Source organism: Caldifarcimen microaerophilum (genome assembly GCF_055387105.1).
This window is the reverse complement of sequence record NZ_AP038914.1, coordinates 148,541-163,851: the sequence shown is the minus strand read 5'-3', so window position 1 is coordinate 163,851 and position 15,311 is coordinate 148,541. Positions and strand designations below refer to the sequence as shown.

Sequence of the window (15,311 nt, the reverse complement as noted above, 5' to 3'; positions counted from 1 at the left end):
TCAGATCGGAACGTTTTCCTCAATCCATACGGTGGAGAGGCCCTGGAGCTCCAGGTGGTCTTTCAGAGCCAGAAGTCCCAGGCGTTCGGTGGCATAGTGCCCCAGGAAAATCCCGTGGACACCTGTTTCTCTTAACGTGAAAAAGGCGCTGTATTTGGGTTCACCCGTCACAAACGCGTCAATCCCGTGGTTGAGCGCCTCCTGAAGGCCCAGAAGACCGGATCCCGACACAAAGGCGAACCGCCGGATGGCGGACGGGCCATGGGCCCAGTGGCTCACGAGGGGGGCCTCCAGCACCCGTTCCAGAAGACGGATCAGGGCGCGCACTGGCAGGGGACGCTCAAGAGTCAGGATCCGCCCCATTCCTGAAAGAAAAGGCAGGGCGGTGCAGGGAATCTCCTGCTGGAGGCGACGGGCGGCTTCGGCGTTGTGCCCCAGTTCGGCGTGGGCGTCCATCGGAAGATGCACCGCATACAGGGCGATATCATGCTGAAACAGGAGCCGCAAACGCTTGCCCAGTGTTCCCCGGGGTAGCATGTCCTGACCTTTCCAGAAAAGCCCGTGGTGAACGATCAGAAAATGGGCGCCCTGTCGTGCCGCTTCCTGGATGGCGTGAAAACTCGCATCCACCGCAAGAGCCACCTTCCCCACCCGTCCCGAGTTCTCCACCTGAAGGCCGTTCAGCGACGCATCTTCAGGGATGGGGGGATACAGACGGTCCAGATACTGTGCCAGCGTCCAGGCGTTCATGGTGTTCCTCCCACAGTTCCACCATGCGAAGGGCCACGCCCTCAGCCCGGAGAACACCCTCCGGGAAGGAAAGCCGAATCCCCTTCGTCGTTTCTTCCACCAGGGACGGAAGTTCCTCCAGAGCCCTGTCGCGAAGGGCCCCCGGAAGGGCGATCCCGGAAGAAAGTCTGAGACCGAGAAACACCCGTTCCAGAAGGACCTCCCGATCCGACAGGCGCTCCACCGAGCGGGGAGGGGATATCCCCTGTTCCAGAGTTTCAAGATAGGCATCCAGCCGGTGCCGGTTGGTCCAGCGGATCCTGCCCTGCAGGCTTGCCGCTCCCGGACCCAGGCCCAGCACGTTCTGCCGGAGCCAGTAGAGGAGATTGTGACGGCTTTCGTGCCCTGTCCGGGCAAAGTTGGAGACTTCATACCGCTGGAGACCTGTCGACGTCAGGATCTCTTCCCGAAGCACATACATGGCCCGCCGGGTTTCCTCGTCGGCAAGCAGAAGCTCTCCCTTCCGGGCCCGGAGGGAAAAGGGCGTACCGGGCTCCAGGGTGAGTTCATACGTAGAAAGGTGCGGGGGATCGAAGGACAGGGCCTGCAGCAGGTCGTCTTTGAAGTCGTCGGGGGACTGGCCCGCCATGCCAAACATCAGGTCCATACTCCAGGAGGTGAGGGTGGAGGAGGAAAGGGCGTCCAGCGCCCTGTTGAGGGTGTGGGGGGTGTGGGTCCGGCCCAGGAAGCGAAGATGCTTCTCTGAAAACGACTGGACGCCCACAGAAACCCGGTTCACCCCGAATTCTCTCATCCGCGCGAGGCGCTCCGGTGTCACGTGTTCCGGGTTCATCTCCACCGTAAACTCTTCCACTTCCGAAAAATCAAACACCTCCTGAAGACCCTGGATCAGCCGGGCCAGAAGGGCATCATCCAGCAGGCTGGGGGTTCCACCTCCAAAGAAAACGGTCCGAAGGTGACGGGTGGGCCAGCGAGGGGCTTCCATCCGGGCTTCTCTGAGGAGGGCTTCCACGAAGCGGGTGTGGAGATCCCGGTCCACGGACTCCACCTTGAAATGGGCACAGTAGGGACAGGCCCGGGAGCAGAAGGGGATATGCACATACAGTCCCCAGGTCATGATCACTGTGAACGGGTGAAGGGGAAAACGTGACGGCTCAGCGCGATGAGTTCCCCCCACCGGTGGCGTTCCACCCAGATTACGCCACATCCCTCACACTGCCAGATGGGAACGGGTCCCACTCGCCGTTCTTTCAGCGCATGGCCGCAAAAGGGGCAGGGATGCTGGGGTGGAGGCGCGGGCGGAAGGGGTACGGGAAGGGAGGGGAGTTCGGCAAAAACAATCTGCATCAGTTCTTCCTGCCGCACAAAAATCCCGTGGCCTTCCGGGCACCCGTGGACCATCACCTCCCGGACCACCCGGATTTCCGTTCGCCGACTGCACGCGGGGCACCGCATCAGGGAAAACTATACAGAACCCGGCCGGGACCGTCCACACACGCCAGAAAGGCGGGGGAAAATCCACGCCCAGTAGAGGGTGGCCAGTCCATACAGCAGGAGTGTTCCCCCGAAAAGAATGTGAAAGCCCGGATGCCCAGAGCATCCTGCACCCTTCCGGACAGGGCGCTGGAGACCGCCCAGGTGAGACTCCAGAGGGCGCTCTGGACAGCGATGAAACCGGGCCGCTCCTCCTGCCCCAGGCACTGCATGGAGAGGGCGTTGAAGGCGGGCCACGCGGAGTTCATGAGGGCACCCCGGATGAGGAGGCTTGCCGTGACCACCGGAACCCAGGGCGCCCAGGCAAGGGCAGCAAGAAATGGAAGGGAAAGGCCCTGCATGAGGGCGATGGTGGGGACAAGACCGAACCGTCGGCTCAACCGGGGTTGAAGGAGCATGGAGAGGGCGGTGGCAAGGGAGGAAACCGCAAACATCCAGCTCACCTGGGCATAGTCCAGCCCGAATTTTTCCCGAAGGTACAGGTTGAGAAAGGGAATCACCAGCCCGGCTCCAAACCCCACAAGAATCTGAGGAAAACTCAGGGCCGTCCATGACGCAGGATGTTCCACACGAAAGCTCCGGGGCGCTTCGTCCCGGTCTGAGACGGCGGGGAGGAGAAACACCACCCCGACCCCTGAAATCACCGCCTGGGCCAGACCGATGGCGTCCCGGGAGTAGCCCAGCGCCTCCAGGTGGAAGTTCAGGATGAAAAACACGAACATCCCTCCGAACGACCAGAGGAAGCTGGCAACGAGAAGGCGGCGAATGGACGAAACCACGCGGACCTCCGGGCAAAACGGGAGAAACTCAGAGAAAGCCTTTCATCATACACCCCCCATCCCAGATGAACAAGGTGCGGCTTCCGGTCTCATGCAGAGGGCGAGCGTCCCACCCTGCAACGCAGGGGACAGGGGTCGGGTGTGTTCGGCGGTCACGCCCGGTCGGGTCCGGCAGGATGAAAAGGCACCCCACAACGAGGGCAGAAACGGACGGATTCCAGAAGAAGGGTGGGGATCCACTGCCCACAGGAAGGGCACCGGTAGCGAAAATGAAAATACATTCCTGCCCCCAGCATCAGAAACAAAACGCCGACACCGAACGAAACAGCCGCGGTCATCGCGGTCTTCTGGGCCGAGAACATCCGGGCCAATCCCAGAAACAACACGCCTGCAAGCGCAGAAAGTCCCCCAAACACCGTCATCTCTCGCGCCCTCCGGTGCATACGGAGAAGATCCTCGGGCGATACGACCTCCACGGGAGGTGGAGCCGAAACGGACAGAGGATTCCCGCAATACAGGCAGAAGTTGACCGTCATCCACACCTCTCCTCGAAACCGGAGACGGAGATGCTCGTCACAGAAAGGGCACCGAATCGTGGCATCCACGATGCTCGCGACAATCCCTGCAAGGAAGGCGAGCAGGATCAGGAACAGGCCGACAAAAATCCGGAGAAACAGGATTGCTACGACTGCAGCGAGCAGAAGGGAAATCCCCAGCACGGTGAGAAACCGAAAATCCCGGAGACGGTTCTGGAGGCGGATCAGCGTTTTCTGAATCTCAGGAGAAAACTCCCGGGGGTCAGGACGAAGGGGAGGAAAAGGCGGGCGGGAGAATGGACCTTCCATTCAAATCTATTCGCCCAGGATTTGGATCCACACCTTCCGCGTTCGGGGACCGTCAAACTCGCAGAAAAAGATCCCCTGCCAGGTTCCGAGCTGGATCTTTCCGTCCTCCACAATCAGGGAGAGGGACGGTCCCATGAGGCTGGATTTCACATGGCTGTCGGCGTTGCCCTCAAGGTGCTTGTAGGGCCGGCTCCGGGGTACAAGATCGTCCAGGGTCTCGCCGATGTCTTCCCGGACGGCCGGATCGGCGTGCTCGTTCACGGTGAGCCCGGCGGTGGTGTGGGGGGAATACACCACCACGATCCCGGAGCGAATCCCCGAACGCCGCACCACCTCCTGAACCCGATCCGTGATGTCCACAAACTCCGTTCGGCGCCTTGTTTGAAGGGTCAGGACCTCCATGGCTTCACCCCTCCACGGCCTCCCTCGAAGGAGAGGCAAGGGTTTCCCGCTCAATGGCCTCGATTTTCTGAACCCGGCGGGCGTGACGGCCCCCTTCAAAGGGGGTCGTGAGGAAGACCACCAGGGCTTCCCACGCCGTTTCGATGGGGATAAAACTTCCGGGGAAACAGATCACGTTGGCGTCGTTGTGCGCCCGTGCGAGATAGGCGATTTCCCGGTCCCAGACAAGCGCCGCCCGCACACCGGCCACCTTGTTAGCGGCGATGCAGGATCCCTGGCCCGTGTGGCAGATCATGATGCCGAAATGGGCCGTCTGAGAAGCCACGGCCCGGGCTACCTTTTGGGCAAAATCGGGGTAATCGGAGGTTCGCTCCGGCTCATAGGTGCCCACATCCACCACCTCCGCGCCCGCCTGCTGGAGGCGGACCCGGAGGGCCTCCTTCAGCGGAAACCCCCGGTGGTCCGCCCCGATCACCACCTTCAGTTCTCGTATACGGGTGTCAGCCAATCCTCCCATGGCACCTCCACTTCCCAGTTCACGATTTTGAAAAACTCTTCCTGAAGGTGGCGGGTGATGGGTCCCCGCTCTCCCTTCCCGATGGGGATTTTGTCAATGGACCGGATGGGGGTGATTTCAGCGGCGGTTCCGGTGAAGAACACCTCGTCCGCAATATAGAGCATCTCGCGGGGGATCAGGGTTTCCACCACCTCATAGCCGAGATGGCGGGCCAGTTTGATCACCGAATCCCGGGTGATGCCGGGGAGAATGGACTGATGGATGGGAGGCGTGTAGATCACACCGTCGCGGATCACGAAGAGGTTTTCTCCAGAACCCTCAGCCACATAGCCTTCCGAGGTGAGCATGATCCCCTCGGCAAACCCGTAGAGGTGGGCTTCCATTTTCACCAGCTGGCCGTTGGCATAGTTGGCGGTGGCTTTGGCCATGGCGGGCATGGTGTTGGGACGCATCCGGTTCCAGGAAGACACCATCACGTCCACACCTTTTTCAATCGCCTCGGGCCCGAGATACCGTCCCCATTCCCAGGTCATGATGGCCACTTCCACCGGACAGTTGAAGGGGAGCACACCGAGTTCATAAAACCCACGGAAGATGAGGGGACGGATATAGCAGGCTTTGTGCCCGTTCTTCCGGATGAGTTCCAGGGTGATCTCGGCGAGTTCGTCCACGGTGTAGGGCGTCTCCATGCGGTAGATTTTGGCCGAGTCCAGGAGCCGGCGGAGGTGGTCCTTCAGACGGAAAACCGCCGTCCCTCGCTTCGTGTTGTAGGCACGAATGCCCTCAAACACGCTGGACGCATAATGAAGGGCATGGGTCATCACATGGACGGTGGCCTGCTCGGTGGGGATAAAATCTCCATCTTTCCCGTCCCGCGTCATCCACACATATTTCGGCCAATTGTCTCTAAGTGCCATGAGAATCCTCCTTGTACAGGTCTTCCATGAACAATCCCATGCGAAGGAGCCTTGGTTCTTCTCCGTGGGGAGCAATCCACTGCACACTCACCGGCCATCCATCCACCTTCCCCACAGGTTGCGAAAGGGCCGGAAGGCCCGCCAGGTTCACCCCCACGGTGAAGAGATCGGCAAGATAGAGTTCCAGGGGATCTTTTCTCTCCCCGATGCGGAAGGGGAAATAGGGGGTGGTGGGGGCAAGCAGGATGTCCACCTCACCAAAGGCCCGGGCAAAATCCTCAGCCATGAGACGCCGAATCTTCAAGGCCCGGACATAGAAGTCCTCCGCATATCCCGCCGAAAGGGCAAAGGTCCCCAGAAGGATCCGGCGCTTGACCTCCCGACCAAACCCCTTCCCCCGGGTCCGGGCATACATGGAGAGGAGATCGTTCCCCTCCTCCCGCAGTCCATACCGGGTGCCGTCATACCGGGCAAGGTTGGAGGACGCCTCGCTGGTGGCGATGAGATAATAGGTGGGAATGGCATAGCGTTGAGAGGGAAGGCTGATTCGTTTGATCATAAAGCCTTCGTTTTCGAGATCACGGATCACGTCTTCGAGTCGGTTCCGAATCCGGCTGTCCAGGTGGGGAGATTCAAGAAAATCTTCAATGACCCCAACGGTCCGTACAGGGACCTCCCGGGAGATCCTGAGAAGTTCCGGATAAGGGGGAACCGGCGTTTCCAGGCTGGTGGCATCCCGGGGATCAGGACCCGCGATCACGGCATAGATCCGGATGGCATCATCCACCGTGAGGGTCATGGGGCCAATCTGGTCCAGGCTGGAAGCAAAGGCGACCAGGCCATATCGGGAAACCCGTCCATAGGTGGGTTTGAAGCCCACAAGTCCCGTGAACGCCGCAGGTTGACGGATGGACCCCCCGGTGTCAGAGCCAAGGGCCGCCAGCGCCTCGCCCGCCGCCACCGCCGCGGCGGATCCGGAGGATGACCCTCCCGGAACGAATTCGGGATTCAGGGGATTCCGGGTGGGTCCGAAGTGGGACGTTTCTCCGGATGAACCCATGGCAAACTCGTCCATGTTGGCTTTGCCCAGGAAAATCGCGCCGGCCTTTCGGAGGCGAGCGATGACCGTCGCATCGTAAGGTGCGCGATAGCCCAGAAGGATGCGGGAACCGCAGGTGAGTTCCACGTCCCGAACAGCGATGTTGTCTTTGATGGCGAGAGGTACACCCCAGACGGGCGAAGAGGGTTGCGGGTCCTTGAGAGCGGCGGCCTGTTCCCGGGCGAGTTCCAGCGTGGGGGTGATGAAAGCGTTGATGTGGGGGTCCCGCTCCTGGATCACCTGCTCATAGTGTTCCACCACCTCGAGGGGCGTGAGCAATCCTTCCCGGTATGCGCGATGGAGATCGGCGATGGAAACGAAGCGCAGCATGTCTCAATTATAGACAGGAACGGGCGAACCTTCAGGAGGGTGGGCGTTTGTCACAAATCTTTTGTGTTCCGAATTCAAGCGAGTATTCATGGGGCTTTTGCACGGAACACTTCCGGAAAGCCACCCTTACCGGAACCCGTCTACTCCCGATGCATTCAGCGGTTTTTCCCTTGTCTCCAGAAAGCGGTAATACAGCACGAAATACCCCAAGTCGTTGATCCGCGTTCCCCGTCCGGCATTCAGCCGGTTCATAGCCCGGGAGAGTTTTCGGAAGGCGTCCAAAACATTCCCGCGCTTGCAGGCTGCATACACAGCGTTCAGGTCCTGCTCCAGTTCTGTTCGGAGGGCAGGATCCAGAAACCAGCCCAGAGAATCCACCCGCTGGACGCGGTCCATCAGATGCCCATAGGCCGAAGGCCAGTCCGGAACGGGCCAGCCGGGTCCCACACCGGCGAAGGGAAACTCCCGATAATCATGCTCATTCTCACAGGTGTCCATGGCCACATAGGCATGCCAGGCTCCTGAATCCACCCACCATTTGGGAGGGGAGTTGGGATAGAGGGGGTTCGTATCGGCCGTATCCACATTAGAAAGAATGTCGCCCATCAGCAAATAATGCGCAGGGTCGGGAGGATAGGGGACGAAGGCCACCAGGCTGTCCAGCGTATCCCCGGGCGCGATGGGACGCCGTAAGGTGTTCCAGGCAAAAGAACCATACCGATGCCGGAGACGGGGGTTCCAGAGTTCGGGCGGGAGTTTCCCGGCCCGCAGGGTTTCGCCGGTGAGGGGGTCCACAATGGCGATGGGAAGGGAATCCCGGTTGGGATCAAGCCAGGAGGGATAGGTCCCGGTGAGGGGTGTGGTGGAGCCGCCCCAGCCATAGGGTCCCTTCATCGAATCCACCACGATGAACGTGTCTCGCGTCGTATCCCATCCGGCAATCTGTACAAGAAATTCCATAACATTTTGCGTGCTCTGCGGGTCGTTCCGGAATCCGTAGGTGTAGACGTATTCTCCGGACGGTTCCCGGGTGACGGAGACGTTGAAGGTCGCCCCCACCCCATCGGTGGACAGAATCCAGGTCAGGGTATCCCCTGTTGTATCGGTGAAGAAAAAGTTGCAGGTGGGCTGGATCTGGCCCGTCAGAACCGCAACCAGAACAATCGCGGTACACATTCCGGTTCTCCCTATTTCATTCCTGCGGCGTGTTCAGAATACAGGATTTCTCAGGGCATTTCCCACAACGCATAGGCCCCGGAACGCCGGACTTCTTTTGCTCCTATCTCTGCGAGAACCCTGCCAGCGCCGGGATTTTCTTCATCATGGGTGACCACGAACCGCACGTCCGCACGCCGGGCGGTGGCAAGGTCCGGGTGGATGGCGTCCAGTCCGGTGTTCAGGAGGGGTGTCTCCGGCCACACCCAGCACAGGACATGGGCCACCCGCCCCACACCCCAGGTGAGCCCCGGAGGCGGCGGGATCTGAGCCAGGTCCCGGATGCGCACCCGATCCTCCACCCAGGGGAAACGAAACACCCCCAGAAGGGCGAGGGAAAACAGGATTCCTGCCAACAGTGGGAAAGAGATCCTCCACCGCCGCGGCCAGGCCATAGGTACCAGAAGGCTTGCTCCCAGAAGCGCCCAGGTGACAAAACGGGAGGCCCTGAACCAGGCAAAGACAAACATGAGGGCCGTGGTGATCAGGAAAAACCGGGCTTCCCTGCGATTCCAGAGCCTCCACGCCACAAGGATCAGGATCAGCACCGGGAGAAGCCAGAGCGCCATGACCCCGGGGGACTCCCGGAAACCACGGGCAAGAAGGGGCTCCCATTCCGCCACACCGGGGGGGTGAAGGGCGAATTCCAGATTGGTTCGCCAGGGTTCGGGGAAATAGGGATGGAGGGAGCTTCCCAGCCCCCAGGCGAGAAACCCCTGCGCCGTCCGGGACAGATTTTTCTGCATCACTGCCCACACTCCGAGCATTCCCCCGAGGAGGAGAACACCCCCGTGGAGATTGCCTGCAAGGGCGGATAGGAGGACGATCCATGCGGGAGATGGACGATTTCCCCGGAGATCCCGCGCAATCCAGAGCCACAGTCCTGCCACGATGGGGACAAGGGCGATCTGCGGACGAAGCCACTGTTGGGGGAAAACCAGCCAGCCCGCAAGGAGCAGGGCAAAACTTCGGCGCACCGGGGAGAGGCTCAGTTCATCTCCCAGACGCCAGAACATTCTCCCGAAAATCCCACCAAAGAGAACGGCTTCCCCAAGAAGCCATACCACCGGCGAAAGAGATAAAAGCCCATACGCCCAGAGTCCATAGAGCCACGCAGGACGGTGAAACCACGTCCCCCGGAGGACCCACTCCGTCACGGGCACATGGAGGCTGCGGCTTTCTGCCATGGCCCGACCGAAACAGGCATACCACCAGCCGTCCCGAAAGTCCACAGGCAACACGGGAAAGGCAAGCCACGCAAAAAGGAAAAGGAACGCCACCCAGGAGACCTGAAGAATACGGGGCACAGGTTCAGGAAGGAGCGGTGTCCGCGGGTTTTCGGCTGGCCAGGGCTTCCCGGAGGGTGTCCAGGTCCAGTCGATCCAGTGCCTTGCCCACCGGCAACCCCACGCCCAGCCGGGTGATGGGAAGGGCGATTCCCTGATCCCGGAGCCATTCCACCAGAAAGGATACGGTGGTCTCGGCTTCAAAGGTCGAACCCAGCGCGAGAATCACCTCATCCCACCGTTCTTCGCGAAGGCGCAGACGAAGAGATTCCATCCGGAGATCCTCCGCATGTACGCCATCCAGAGGAGAGAGAAGGCCACCCAGAACGTGATAGCGTCCCCGGAACCCGGTGCGTTCAAACAACCAGACATCCCGGGGATAAGCCACCACGAGAAGACGGGCCTCCCTTGAGGGGTCCGTGCAGAAAGTGCACGGGCTTTCCCGGGTCCAGGATCCGCACACGCTGCACACCTGAAGTCCCTGGATTTCCTCCAGGGCGGAGCGAAGTTCTTGCAGGAGATTCGGGTGAGAAAGAAGGGCATGGAGGATTTCCTCCGCAGTTTTCTCCCCGATACCGGGGAGTTTCATCAAAACCTCGAGAAGACCGCGAATCTCACGGGGAAACTCCATCAGCCTGCGATACCGATGCCCAGAACGCGAAACACAAAGGGCGTGCCGCCCGCTCTCAGATCCCGGAAAAGATAGAAGAACCGGAAGGGTCCCAGCGCACCCCGCACCCCCCAGCTCCACCCCCACAGATTCCCGGGTTTGTATCCCCAGTCGTAGGTGTACACATGGTGCTCATAACGCACCACCGGCCACACGGGAAGGGCAAGGTGGAAGGGCTGAAATTCCGCGTATCCCCCCACGCCATACAGGGGATAGTCCGGGAGATTGGCATCCGCATAGGATCCGCCCACCGAAAGAACCAGGGGGAAAAAGCGGTTGCCCAGGGTCCAGACCAGTCCACCCAGCCCCACCACCAGAATGGTGGAAGGGTCTTCAAAATGGAGCCAGGAAGCCCCCAGAGCCAATCCCCCCATCCTCCCGGGGAAATCCAGTGCCCGACCTTCCAGAAAATACCCCTGATACAGGTCATTGGGCGTGTGAATGCCCCCTGCCCGGATCTCCCGGATGGGAAATGCGCGGTGCCGGGGATCTCCGATCACGCTGTACGCAAGGAACACCGCCCCCACCTGAATCAGGGCATCCAAGAATTCCTCATTGGAGAGCACCCGCCGGGTTACATGACGAATGGCCTGCTGGGTGGAATCTTCTCGGGGTCTGAGTCCTTCTGCAGCTTTGCGCAGGCTGTCGGTGGTGTCGGGAGTTGAAAAGAGGAGGCTTGCAGCGGCCAGAACATACCACATCTCACCCTTCCTGCTGATAGCGCTTCAAAAACTCCCGGAGGGCCTTGGGTGACATCTTCATGGTGAATTTCACGGGCGGGATGGCCCCCGGCACGAATTTGAGTTCCTCCGGGTTGACGTTTTCGATGATATACCGGAGGGCGTCTTCTCCCTGAAGATCGTTGCCCCACTGGGCGTGGATGATATATCCCCCCGGACCAAAGAACACCCCATGGGTGAGGTCTTTCTGGAAGCCCCCCTGTTTGCGCCCCATGGCGATGAGAACCAGGGCGCTGATCATCTTCCTGGGATTGCCGCGGGGTTTCTGAACGGGTGGGGTTTCTTCTTCCTCATCCATCGCCCGGGCCATGTTCAGCGCTTCTTCCAGATTGGTGGCCCACACCTCGTCCACCGGTTCTTCCCGAACGGGGACCTCGGGCTTCGCCGGAGAAGGCGATGGGGGTGAAGACGCCGGCGATGACGTTCCCTGCGCCGGTGCGGATGGGGCAGGTTGCGGGCGGGGTTCAGGAGAGGATGGAGCGGAAGAACGGGATGCAGGCTGTTCCGATGGGGCCGGGGAAGGCGAGGGAACCGACGTCGCGGTCCGGGTTCCTGGGGCAGGGGCGGGGCCGGGACGAACGGTGCGTGTCACCCGCCTCCGGCGGCGAGAAGCCCGGATGCTTGCCCACAACAGGATCAGAATCAAGAGCAGCAGCCCTCCCCCTCCCCAGACCATCCAGTCCGGATAGGGGGCCAGAAAGGCCGCAAGGGGGGCTCCCCATGCGGCAAGCCGGTCCAGAAGTCGCTCTGTCCAGGGAACCGAAGGCTCCGGTTCCTGTATGGGCAGAGGGGCAGGTTTTCCCTTTTCCGGACGAAGTTTCTCCTCAAGCTGAAGGCGAAGGTTGGCCACGCCCAGATCGTTGGGGCTCAGCTTCAGGATGCTGTCCGCAAGCACCATGGCGGAATCATAGGACTTCCGCAGAATCAGCGCGGCAAGGCTTTCCTTGAGGGCGGTGACCAGGCGGGTGAGGCTGTCCGTTTGCGTCTGCACGGTTTCCACCGGGGCAGCCGCGGATTTTTTCTGCACCGTTTCCGGCTGTCCAGTTGTTTGGGGGGGTGGGGTTTCTGGAGGAGCAAGTCGTTTCAGCGCTTCCCGGGCTTCCGGAACCCCCAGACGAGCAGCCCGGCGATAAGCCCGAAGGGCCGCCTGTCGTCTTCCCAGGCGTTCCAGCGCCTGGGCATACCACAACCAGGCCCGCCCATCCCGGGGATTCACCTCCACGGCAAGTTCCAGATAGGATCGGGCCTGATCCCAGTCCCGCATCTCCCGGTAGCGGCGGGCAAGCAGCATGGCGAGCTGGAAGGTCCGTTGGCGGAAGCGAACGTTCCCGGGGTCGGCCTGGTAGAGCTGGGTGTAATAGAGCAGGGCATCCTCGTATTGCCCCAGACCCTCATAGGAACGGGCAAGTCCCTCAAGAATTTTCAGGTTGGAGGGATCCAGGGCATAGAGTTCTTCAAACTTCTGGAGGGCTTCGGCATAGCGACCGGCCCGCAGGTCAGCCTCCGCCTCGGGAATGGTCACACCCACCAGGAACAGCAGGGCCCAGATCATGATCCTGAGAGTGCCTCCAGGGCAGGCAGGGGTTTGCCCGAGAGAAAGGTCAGGGTGGCCCCTCCTCCCGTGGAAATGTGGGTGGCGTCCTGTTCTGTCATGCCAAAGGTCCGGGCTGCTGCCGCCGTATCACCCCCACCCACCACCACGATCCGCCCCGCACGATGCAACTCCTTCAGCGTCTCCACCAGGGCACGGGTCCCCTCTGCAGCAAAGGCCTTTTCAAACACACCCACCGGGCCGTTCCAGAAGACGGTTCGGGCCTCTCCCAGCACCTCCCGATACCGCGCCCTCGTGCGGGGACCGATATCCACGCCCATGGCATCCTCCGGGATGGTGGCAACCTCCTGCCGTCCTTCGCCCGTTTCAAAGTTCCGGACCACCACATGATCTTCCGGGAGGACAAATCGGTCTCCGGCCTTTTCCAGCCAGCCCCGGACCACGTCCAGATGCTCTTCATCCACAAGAGAGCGTCCCACCGGCTCCCCCCGGGCCCGGAGGAAAGTGTAGGCCATGCCACCCCCCACCAGAATCCGGTCCGAACGCTCCAGAAACGCCTCCACCAGAGGAATTTTGTCTGAAATCTTGGCACCTCCCAGCACCACCATATAGGGGCGTTCCGGCCGCTCTTTCACGAAGGAAAGCCAGCGAAGCTCCTTCTCCATGAGCAATCCCACCGCCCGGTGGGGAAGAAGCCGCGGGAGAGCCGCCACCGACGCATGGGCACGATGGGCCGTCCCAAAGGCATCGTTCACATAGGCTTCCACAGGCGCGGCCAGCATTCGGGCAAACTCGGGGTCGTTGGCGGTCTCACCCGGATGAAATCGGAGATTTTCCAGCAGGAGAAGTCCCCCTTCCGGCAGGGCTTCCACCGCCCGTTCCACCTCAGCGCCCACCACCGCTTCCACGAAGGAAACCGGATAAGCCAGAAGTTCACGCAAACGGTCTGCCACAGGCCTCAAAGAGAACCGGGGGTCGGGTTTTCCTTTGGGGCGACCGAGATGGGAGGCGGCCACCACACGGGCTCCCCGGGAGAGGAGGTGCTCCAGTGTGGGCAGTGCCGCACGAATCCGCGTGTCATCCGCCACCTGACCATCCTGCAGGGGGACGTTCAGGTCCAGGCGGACAAACACCCGCCGGCCTTTCCAGAAATCGTCCGAAAAATTGTGCAGCGTGGGCAGGTTCATGGCAGTCGCCGGGCAATCAGGGACAGAAGGTCCACAACACGGGCCGAATAGCCCCATTCGTTGTCATACCAGGCAAACACTTTCACAAGATGGCCGTCCACCACCTGGGTGAGCGTGGCGTCAAAGATGGAGGAGTGGGGGTCACCGATGAAGTCCGTGGACACAAGAGGCTCGTCCAGATATCGCAGGATGCCCTTCAGAGACCCTTCAGCCGCTTCCCGGAAGAGGCGGTTCACCTCTTCCACGGATGTCGCCCGCTCCACTTCAGCAGCGAAGTCCACAAGGGAAACGTCCGGGGTGGGCACCCGCAGAGAAAGGGCCTGCAGGCGGCCCTTCAGCTCCGGATAGACCTCCACAATGGCCTTGGCCGCCCCGGTGGATGTCGGAATGATGGAAAGGGCGGCTGCCCGGGCCCGACGGAGATCCGAATGGGGGGCGTCCAGAAGGCGCTGATCGTTGGTGTAGCTGTGGACGGTGGTCATCACGCCCCGACGAATGGTGAAGTTTTCGTGGAGGATCTTCACGAGGGGGGCAAAGGCGTTGGTGGTGCAGGACGCATTGGAGATGACGTGGTGTTTCTCAAGGTCCAGGCCCTCGTCGTTCACCCCCAGCACCACCGTGTAGTCCGCCGGCTCCCCTTTGGCCGGCGCCGTGATCACCACCTTTTTCACGCTTCCACGGAGATGTTTGGCCGCATCGGACCGGGAGCGGAATCGTCCGGTGGCCTCCACCACCACGTCCACACCCAGTTCGTCCCAGGGGATACCGGCGGGATCTTTCACCTCAAAAACCCTCAGAAACCGATCGCCCACCTGAATGCCGTCTTCTCTCGCTTCCACCCGCTCCTCAAACGTGCGGAAAACCGAGTCATGCTTCAGCAGATGGGCCAGGGTGCGGTTGTCCGTGAGATCGTTCACCGCCACGAATTCCAGTTCCGGGCGGCGATATCCGATTTTGAACACCTGGCGGCCAATCCGGCCGAACCCGTTGATCCCCACACGGATGGTCTTCATGCCTCGGTCTCCTGTTCAGTTGTCTCACCAGAAATTTCAACATTCACCTGGGCTTCTTCACCGGACGGCTCTTCTCCGCTCTCTTCCTCCGCCTCTCCGGTCGCGCGGGCTTCCCGGAGTTCCCGGAACTTCCGCTCAACTTCTTCCCGCAGTCGCCGCACCTCGTCTTCCAGGTCCCGGAGCCGTCGAAGTCCGGTTTCTTTCAGGCGCCTGCGTGTTTCCTCACCGGACTCAGGGACAAAAAGAACGGCCGTCACCGCACCCACCACCATGCCGGAGAGAAACGCCAGAAAAGACCCTCCCTTTCGCATCGTCACCCTCCTGTTCTTTCATGCCCGAAACCCTCCATTGAACCACGCCCAGATTATTTACAACGGCCACGGGATTGTCAAGCGAGGGATTGAAAAAACGGGAACTTTTCCCTATACTTACCCCCGCGTGGGCCGTTAGCTCAGCTGGTAGAGCACCGGATTTTTAATCCGGGGGTCGGAGGTTCGAGTCCTCCACGGCCCACG

The 15,311-nt window shown here is 61.0% G+C and carries 17 protein-coding genes and 1 tRNA gene; 1 reads left to right on the top strand and 17 read right to left on the bottom strand.

Annotated elements, in window-relative coordinates; translation table 11 throughout:
• From AC6HU3_RS00810 to AC6HU3_RS00730, 17 genes are all read right to left on the bottom strand, one after another.
• Nucleotides 1-750, bottom strand: a complete 750-nt coding sequence (locus AC6HU3_RS00810) for a Nif3-like dinuclear metal center hexameric protein (protein WP_497473911.1) — start codon at nt 748-750, stop codon at nt 1-3.
• Nucleotides 695-1,867: a radical SAM family heme chaperone HemW gene (gene hemW, locus AC6HU3_RS00805; protein ID WP_497473910.1), complete on the bottom strand. Its 1,173-nt coding sequence runs from the start codon at nt 1,865-1,867 to the stop codon at nt 695-697. The genes AC6HU3_RS00810 and hemW overlap by 56 nt, the downstream gene beginning before the upstream one ends.
• A 2-nt stretch (nt 1,868-1,869) precedes the next feature.
• On the bottom strand, nt 1,870-2,205 hold the full coding sequence (locus AC6HU3_RS00800; protein ID WP_497473909.1) for a TFIIB-type zinc ribbon-containing protein: 336 nt from the start codon (nt 2,203-2,205) through the stop codon (nt 1,870-1,872).
• Entirely contained in the window at nt 2,205-3,023 is an 819-nt protein-coding gene (locus AC6HU3_RS00795; protein ID WP_497473908.1) for an MFS transporter, read from the bottom strand. Before AC6HU3_RS00795 ends, AC6HU3_RS00800 begins: the two co-directional genes overlap by 1 nt.
• A 152-nt stretch (nt 3,024-3,175) precedes the next feature.
• Nucleotides 3,176-3,868, bottom strand: coding sequence for a hypothetical protein (locus AC6HU3_RS00790; protein WP_497473907.1), 693 nt, complete (start codon nt 3,866-3,868; stop codon nt 3,176-3,178).
• Between the two features lie 6 nt (nt 3,869-3,874).
• The gene (locus AC6HU3_RS00785) at nt 3,875-4,270 is read right to left on the bottom strand and encodes a secondary thiamine-phosphate synthase enzyme YjbQ (protein WP_497473906.1); all 396 of its coding nucleotides are present in this window, start codon (nt 4,268-4,270) and stop codon (nt 3,875-3,877) included.
• A gap of 4 nt (nt 4,271-4,274) precedes the next feature.
• Nucleotides 4,275-4,787 (bottom strand): ribose 5-phosphate isomerase B, encoded by a 513-nt coding sequence (gene rpiB / locus AC6HU3_RS00780; protein WP_497473905.1) that lies wholly within the window; start codon nt 4,785-4,787, stop codon nt 4,275-4,277.
• Nucleotides 4,751-5,704, bottom strand: coding sequence for a branched-chain amino acid transaminase (locus tag AC6HU3_RS00775; RefSeq protein WP_497473904.1), 954 nt, complete (start codon nt 5,702-5,704; stop codon nt 4,751-4,753). The genes rpiB and AC6HU3_RS00775 overlap by 37 nt, the downstream gene beginning before the upstream one ends.
• The gene (gene gatA, locus AC6HU3_RS00770; RefSeq protein ID WP_497473903.1) at nt 5,694-7,133 is read right to left on the bottom strand and encodes an Asp-tRNA(Asn)/Glu-tRNA(Gln) amidotransferase subunit GatA; all 1,440 of its coding nucleotides are present in this window, start codon (nt 7,131-7,133) and stop codon (nt 5,694-5,696) included. Before gatA ends, AC6HU3_RS00775 begins: the two co-directional genes overlap by 11 nt.
• Nucleotides 7,134-7,259: 126 nt before the next feature.
• Nucleotides 7,260-8,309, bottom strand: a complete 1,050-nt coding sequence (locus AC6HU3_RS00765; RefSeq protein ID WP_497473902.1) for a hypothetical protein — start codon at nt 8,307-8,309, stop codon at nt 7,260-7,262.
• 50 nt (nt 8,310-8,359) lie between these two features.
• Complete coding sequence (locus tag AC6HU3_RS00760) at nt 8,360-9,628, bottom strand: hypothetical protein (RefSeq protein WP_497473901.1); 1,269 nt, start codon at nt 9,626-9,628, stop codon at nt 8,360-8,362.
• Between the two features lie 31 nt (nt 9,629-9,659).
• Entirely contained in the window at nt 9,660-10,265 is a 606-nt protein-coding gene (gene recR / locus AC6HU3_RS00755) for a recombination mediator RecR (protein ID WP_497473900.1), read from the bottom strand.
• Complete coding sequence (locus tag AC6HU3_RS00750) at nt 10,265-11,005, bottom strand: hypothetical protein (protein ID WP_497473899.1); 741 nt, start codon at nt 11,003-11,005, stop codon at nt 10,265-10,267. The genes recR and AC6HU3_RS00750 overlap by 1 nt, the downstream gene beginning before the upstream one ends.
• Nucleotide 11,006: 1 nt before the next feature.
• A complete protein-coding gene (locus AC6HU3_RS00745; protein ID WP_497473898.1) occupies nt 11,007-12,596 on the bottom strand; it encodes a tetratricopeptide repeat protein in 1,590 nt (529 codons plus the stop codon).
• The gene (locus AC6HU3_RS00740) at nt 12,593-13,783 is read right to left on the bottom strand and encodes a phosphoglycerate kinase (protein WP_497473897.1); all 1,191 of its coding nucleotides are present in this window, start codon (nt 13,781-13,783) and stop codon (nt 12,593-12,595) included. Before AC6HU3_RS00740 ends, AC6HU3_RS00745 begins: the two co-directional genes overlap by 4 nt.
• Complete coding sequence (gap, locus tag AC6HU3_RS00735) at nt 13,780-14,796, bottom strand: type I glyceraldehyde-3-phosphate dehydrogenase (protein WP_497473896.1); 1,017 nt, start codon at nt 14,794-14,796, stop codon at nt 13,780-13,782. The genes AC6HU3_RS00740 and gap overlap by 4 nt, the downstream gene beginning before the upstream one ends.
• Complete coding sequence (locus AC6HU3_RS00730; RefSeq protein WP_497473895.1) at nt 14,793-15,107, bottom strand: YtxH domain-containing protein; 315 nt, start codon at nt 15,105-15,107, stop codon at nt 14,793-14,795. The genes gap and AC6HU3_RS00730 overlap by 4 nt, the downstream gene beginning before the upstream one ends.
• Before the next feature lie 129 nt (nt 15,108-15,236).
• On the opposite strand from AC6HU3_RS00730, the gene AC6HU3_RS00725 reads away from it, so the two are divergent.
• Nucleotides 15,237-15,309: transfer RNA gene (locus AC6HU3_RS00725), tRNA-Lys, on the top strand.
• Nucleotides 15,310-15,311 lie beyond the last annotated feature (2 nt).

Bases quoted from the DNA above. Each gene is read 5' to 3' on its own strand.
- AC6HU3_RS00810 (WP_497473911.1), bottom strand. From the start codon at position 750: ATGAACGCCTGGACGCTGGCACAGTATCTGGACCGTCTGTATCCCCCC.
- hemW (WP_497473910.1), bottom strand. From the start codon at position 1,867: ATGACCTGGGGACTGTATGTGCATATCCCCTTCTGCTCCCGGGCCTGT.
- AC6HU3_RS00800 (WP_497473909.1), bottom strand. From the start codon at position 2,205: ATGCGGTGCCCCGCGTGCAGTCGGCGAACGGAAATCCGGGTGGTCCGG.
- AC6HU3_RS00790 (WP_497473907.1), bottom strand. From the start codon at position 3,868: ATGGAAGGTCCATTCTCCCGCCCGCCTTTTCCTCCCCTTCGTCCTGAC.
- AC6HU3_RS00785 (WP_497473906.1), bottom strand. From the start codon at position 4,270: ATGGAGGTCCTGACCCTTCAAACAAGGCGCCGAACGGAGTTTGTGGAC.
- rpiB (WP_497473905.1), bottom strand. From the start codon at position 4,787: ATGGGAGGATTGGCTGACACCCGTATACGAGAACTGAAGGTGGTGATC.
- AC6HU3_RS00775 (WP_497473904.1), bottom strand. From the start codon at position 5,704: ATGGCACTTAGAGACAATTGGCCGAAATATGTGTGGATGACGCGGGAC.
- gatA (WP_497473903.1), bottom strand. From the start codon at position 7,133: ATGCTGCGCTTCGTTTCCATCGCCGATCTCCATCGCGCATACCGGGAA.
- AC6HU3_RS00765 (WP_497473902.1), bottom strand. From the start codon at position 8,309: ATGTGTACCGCGATTGTTCTGGTTGCGGTTCTGACGGGCCAGATCCAG.
- recR (WP_497473900.1), bottom strand. From the start codon at position 10,265: ATGGAGTTTCCCCGTGAGATTCGCGGTCTTCTCGAGGTTTTGATGAAA.
- AC6HU3_RS00750 (WP_497473899.1), bottom strand. From the start codon at position 11,005: ATGTGGTATGTTCTGGCCGCTGCAAGCCTCCTCTTTTCAACTCCCGAC.
- AC6HU3_RS00745 (WP_497473898.1), bottom strand. From the start codon at position 12,596: ATGATCTGGGCCCTGCTGTTCCTGGTGGGTGTGACCATTCCCGAGGCG.
- AC6HU3_RS00740 (WP_497473897.1), bottom strand. From the start codon at position 13,783: ATGAACCTGCCCACGCTGCACAATTTTTCGGACGATTTCTGGAAAGGC.
- gap (WP_497473896.1), bottom strand. From the start codon at position 14,796: ATGAAGACCATCCGTGTGGGGATCAACGGGTTCGGCCGGATTGGCCGC.
- AC6HU3_RS00730 (WP_497473895.1), bottom strand. From the start codon at position 15,107: ATGCGAAAGGGAGGGTCTTTTCTGGCGTTTCTCTCCGGCATGGTGGTG.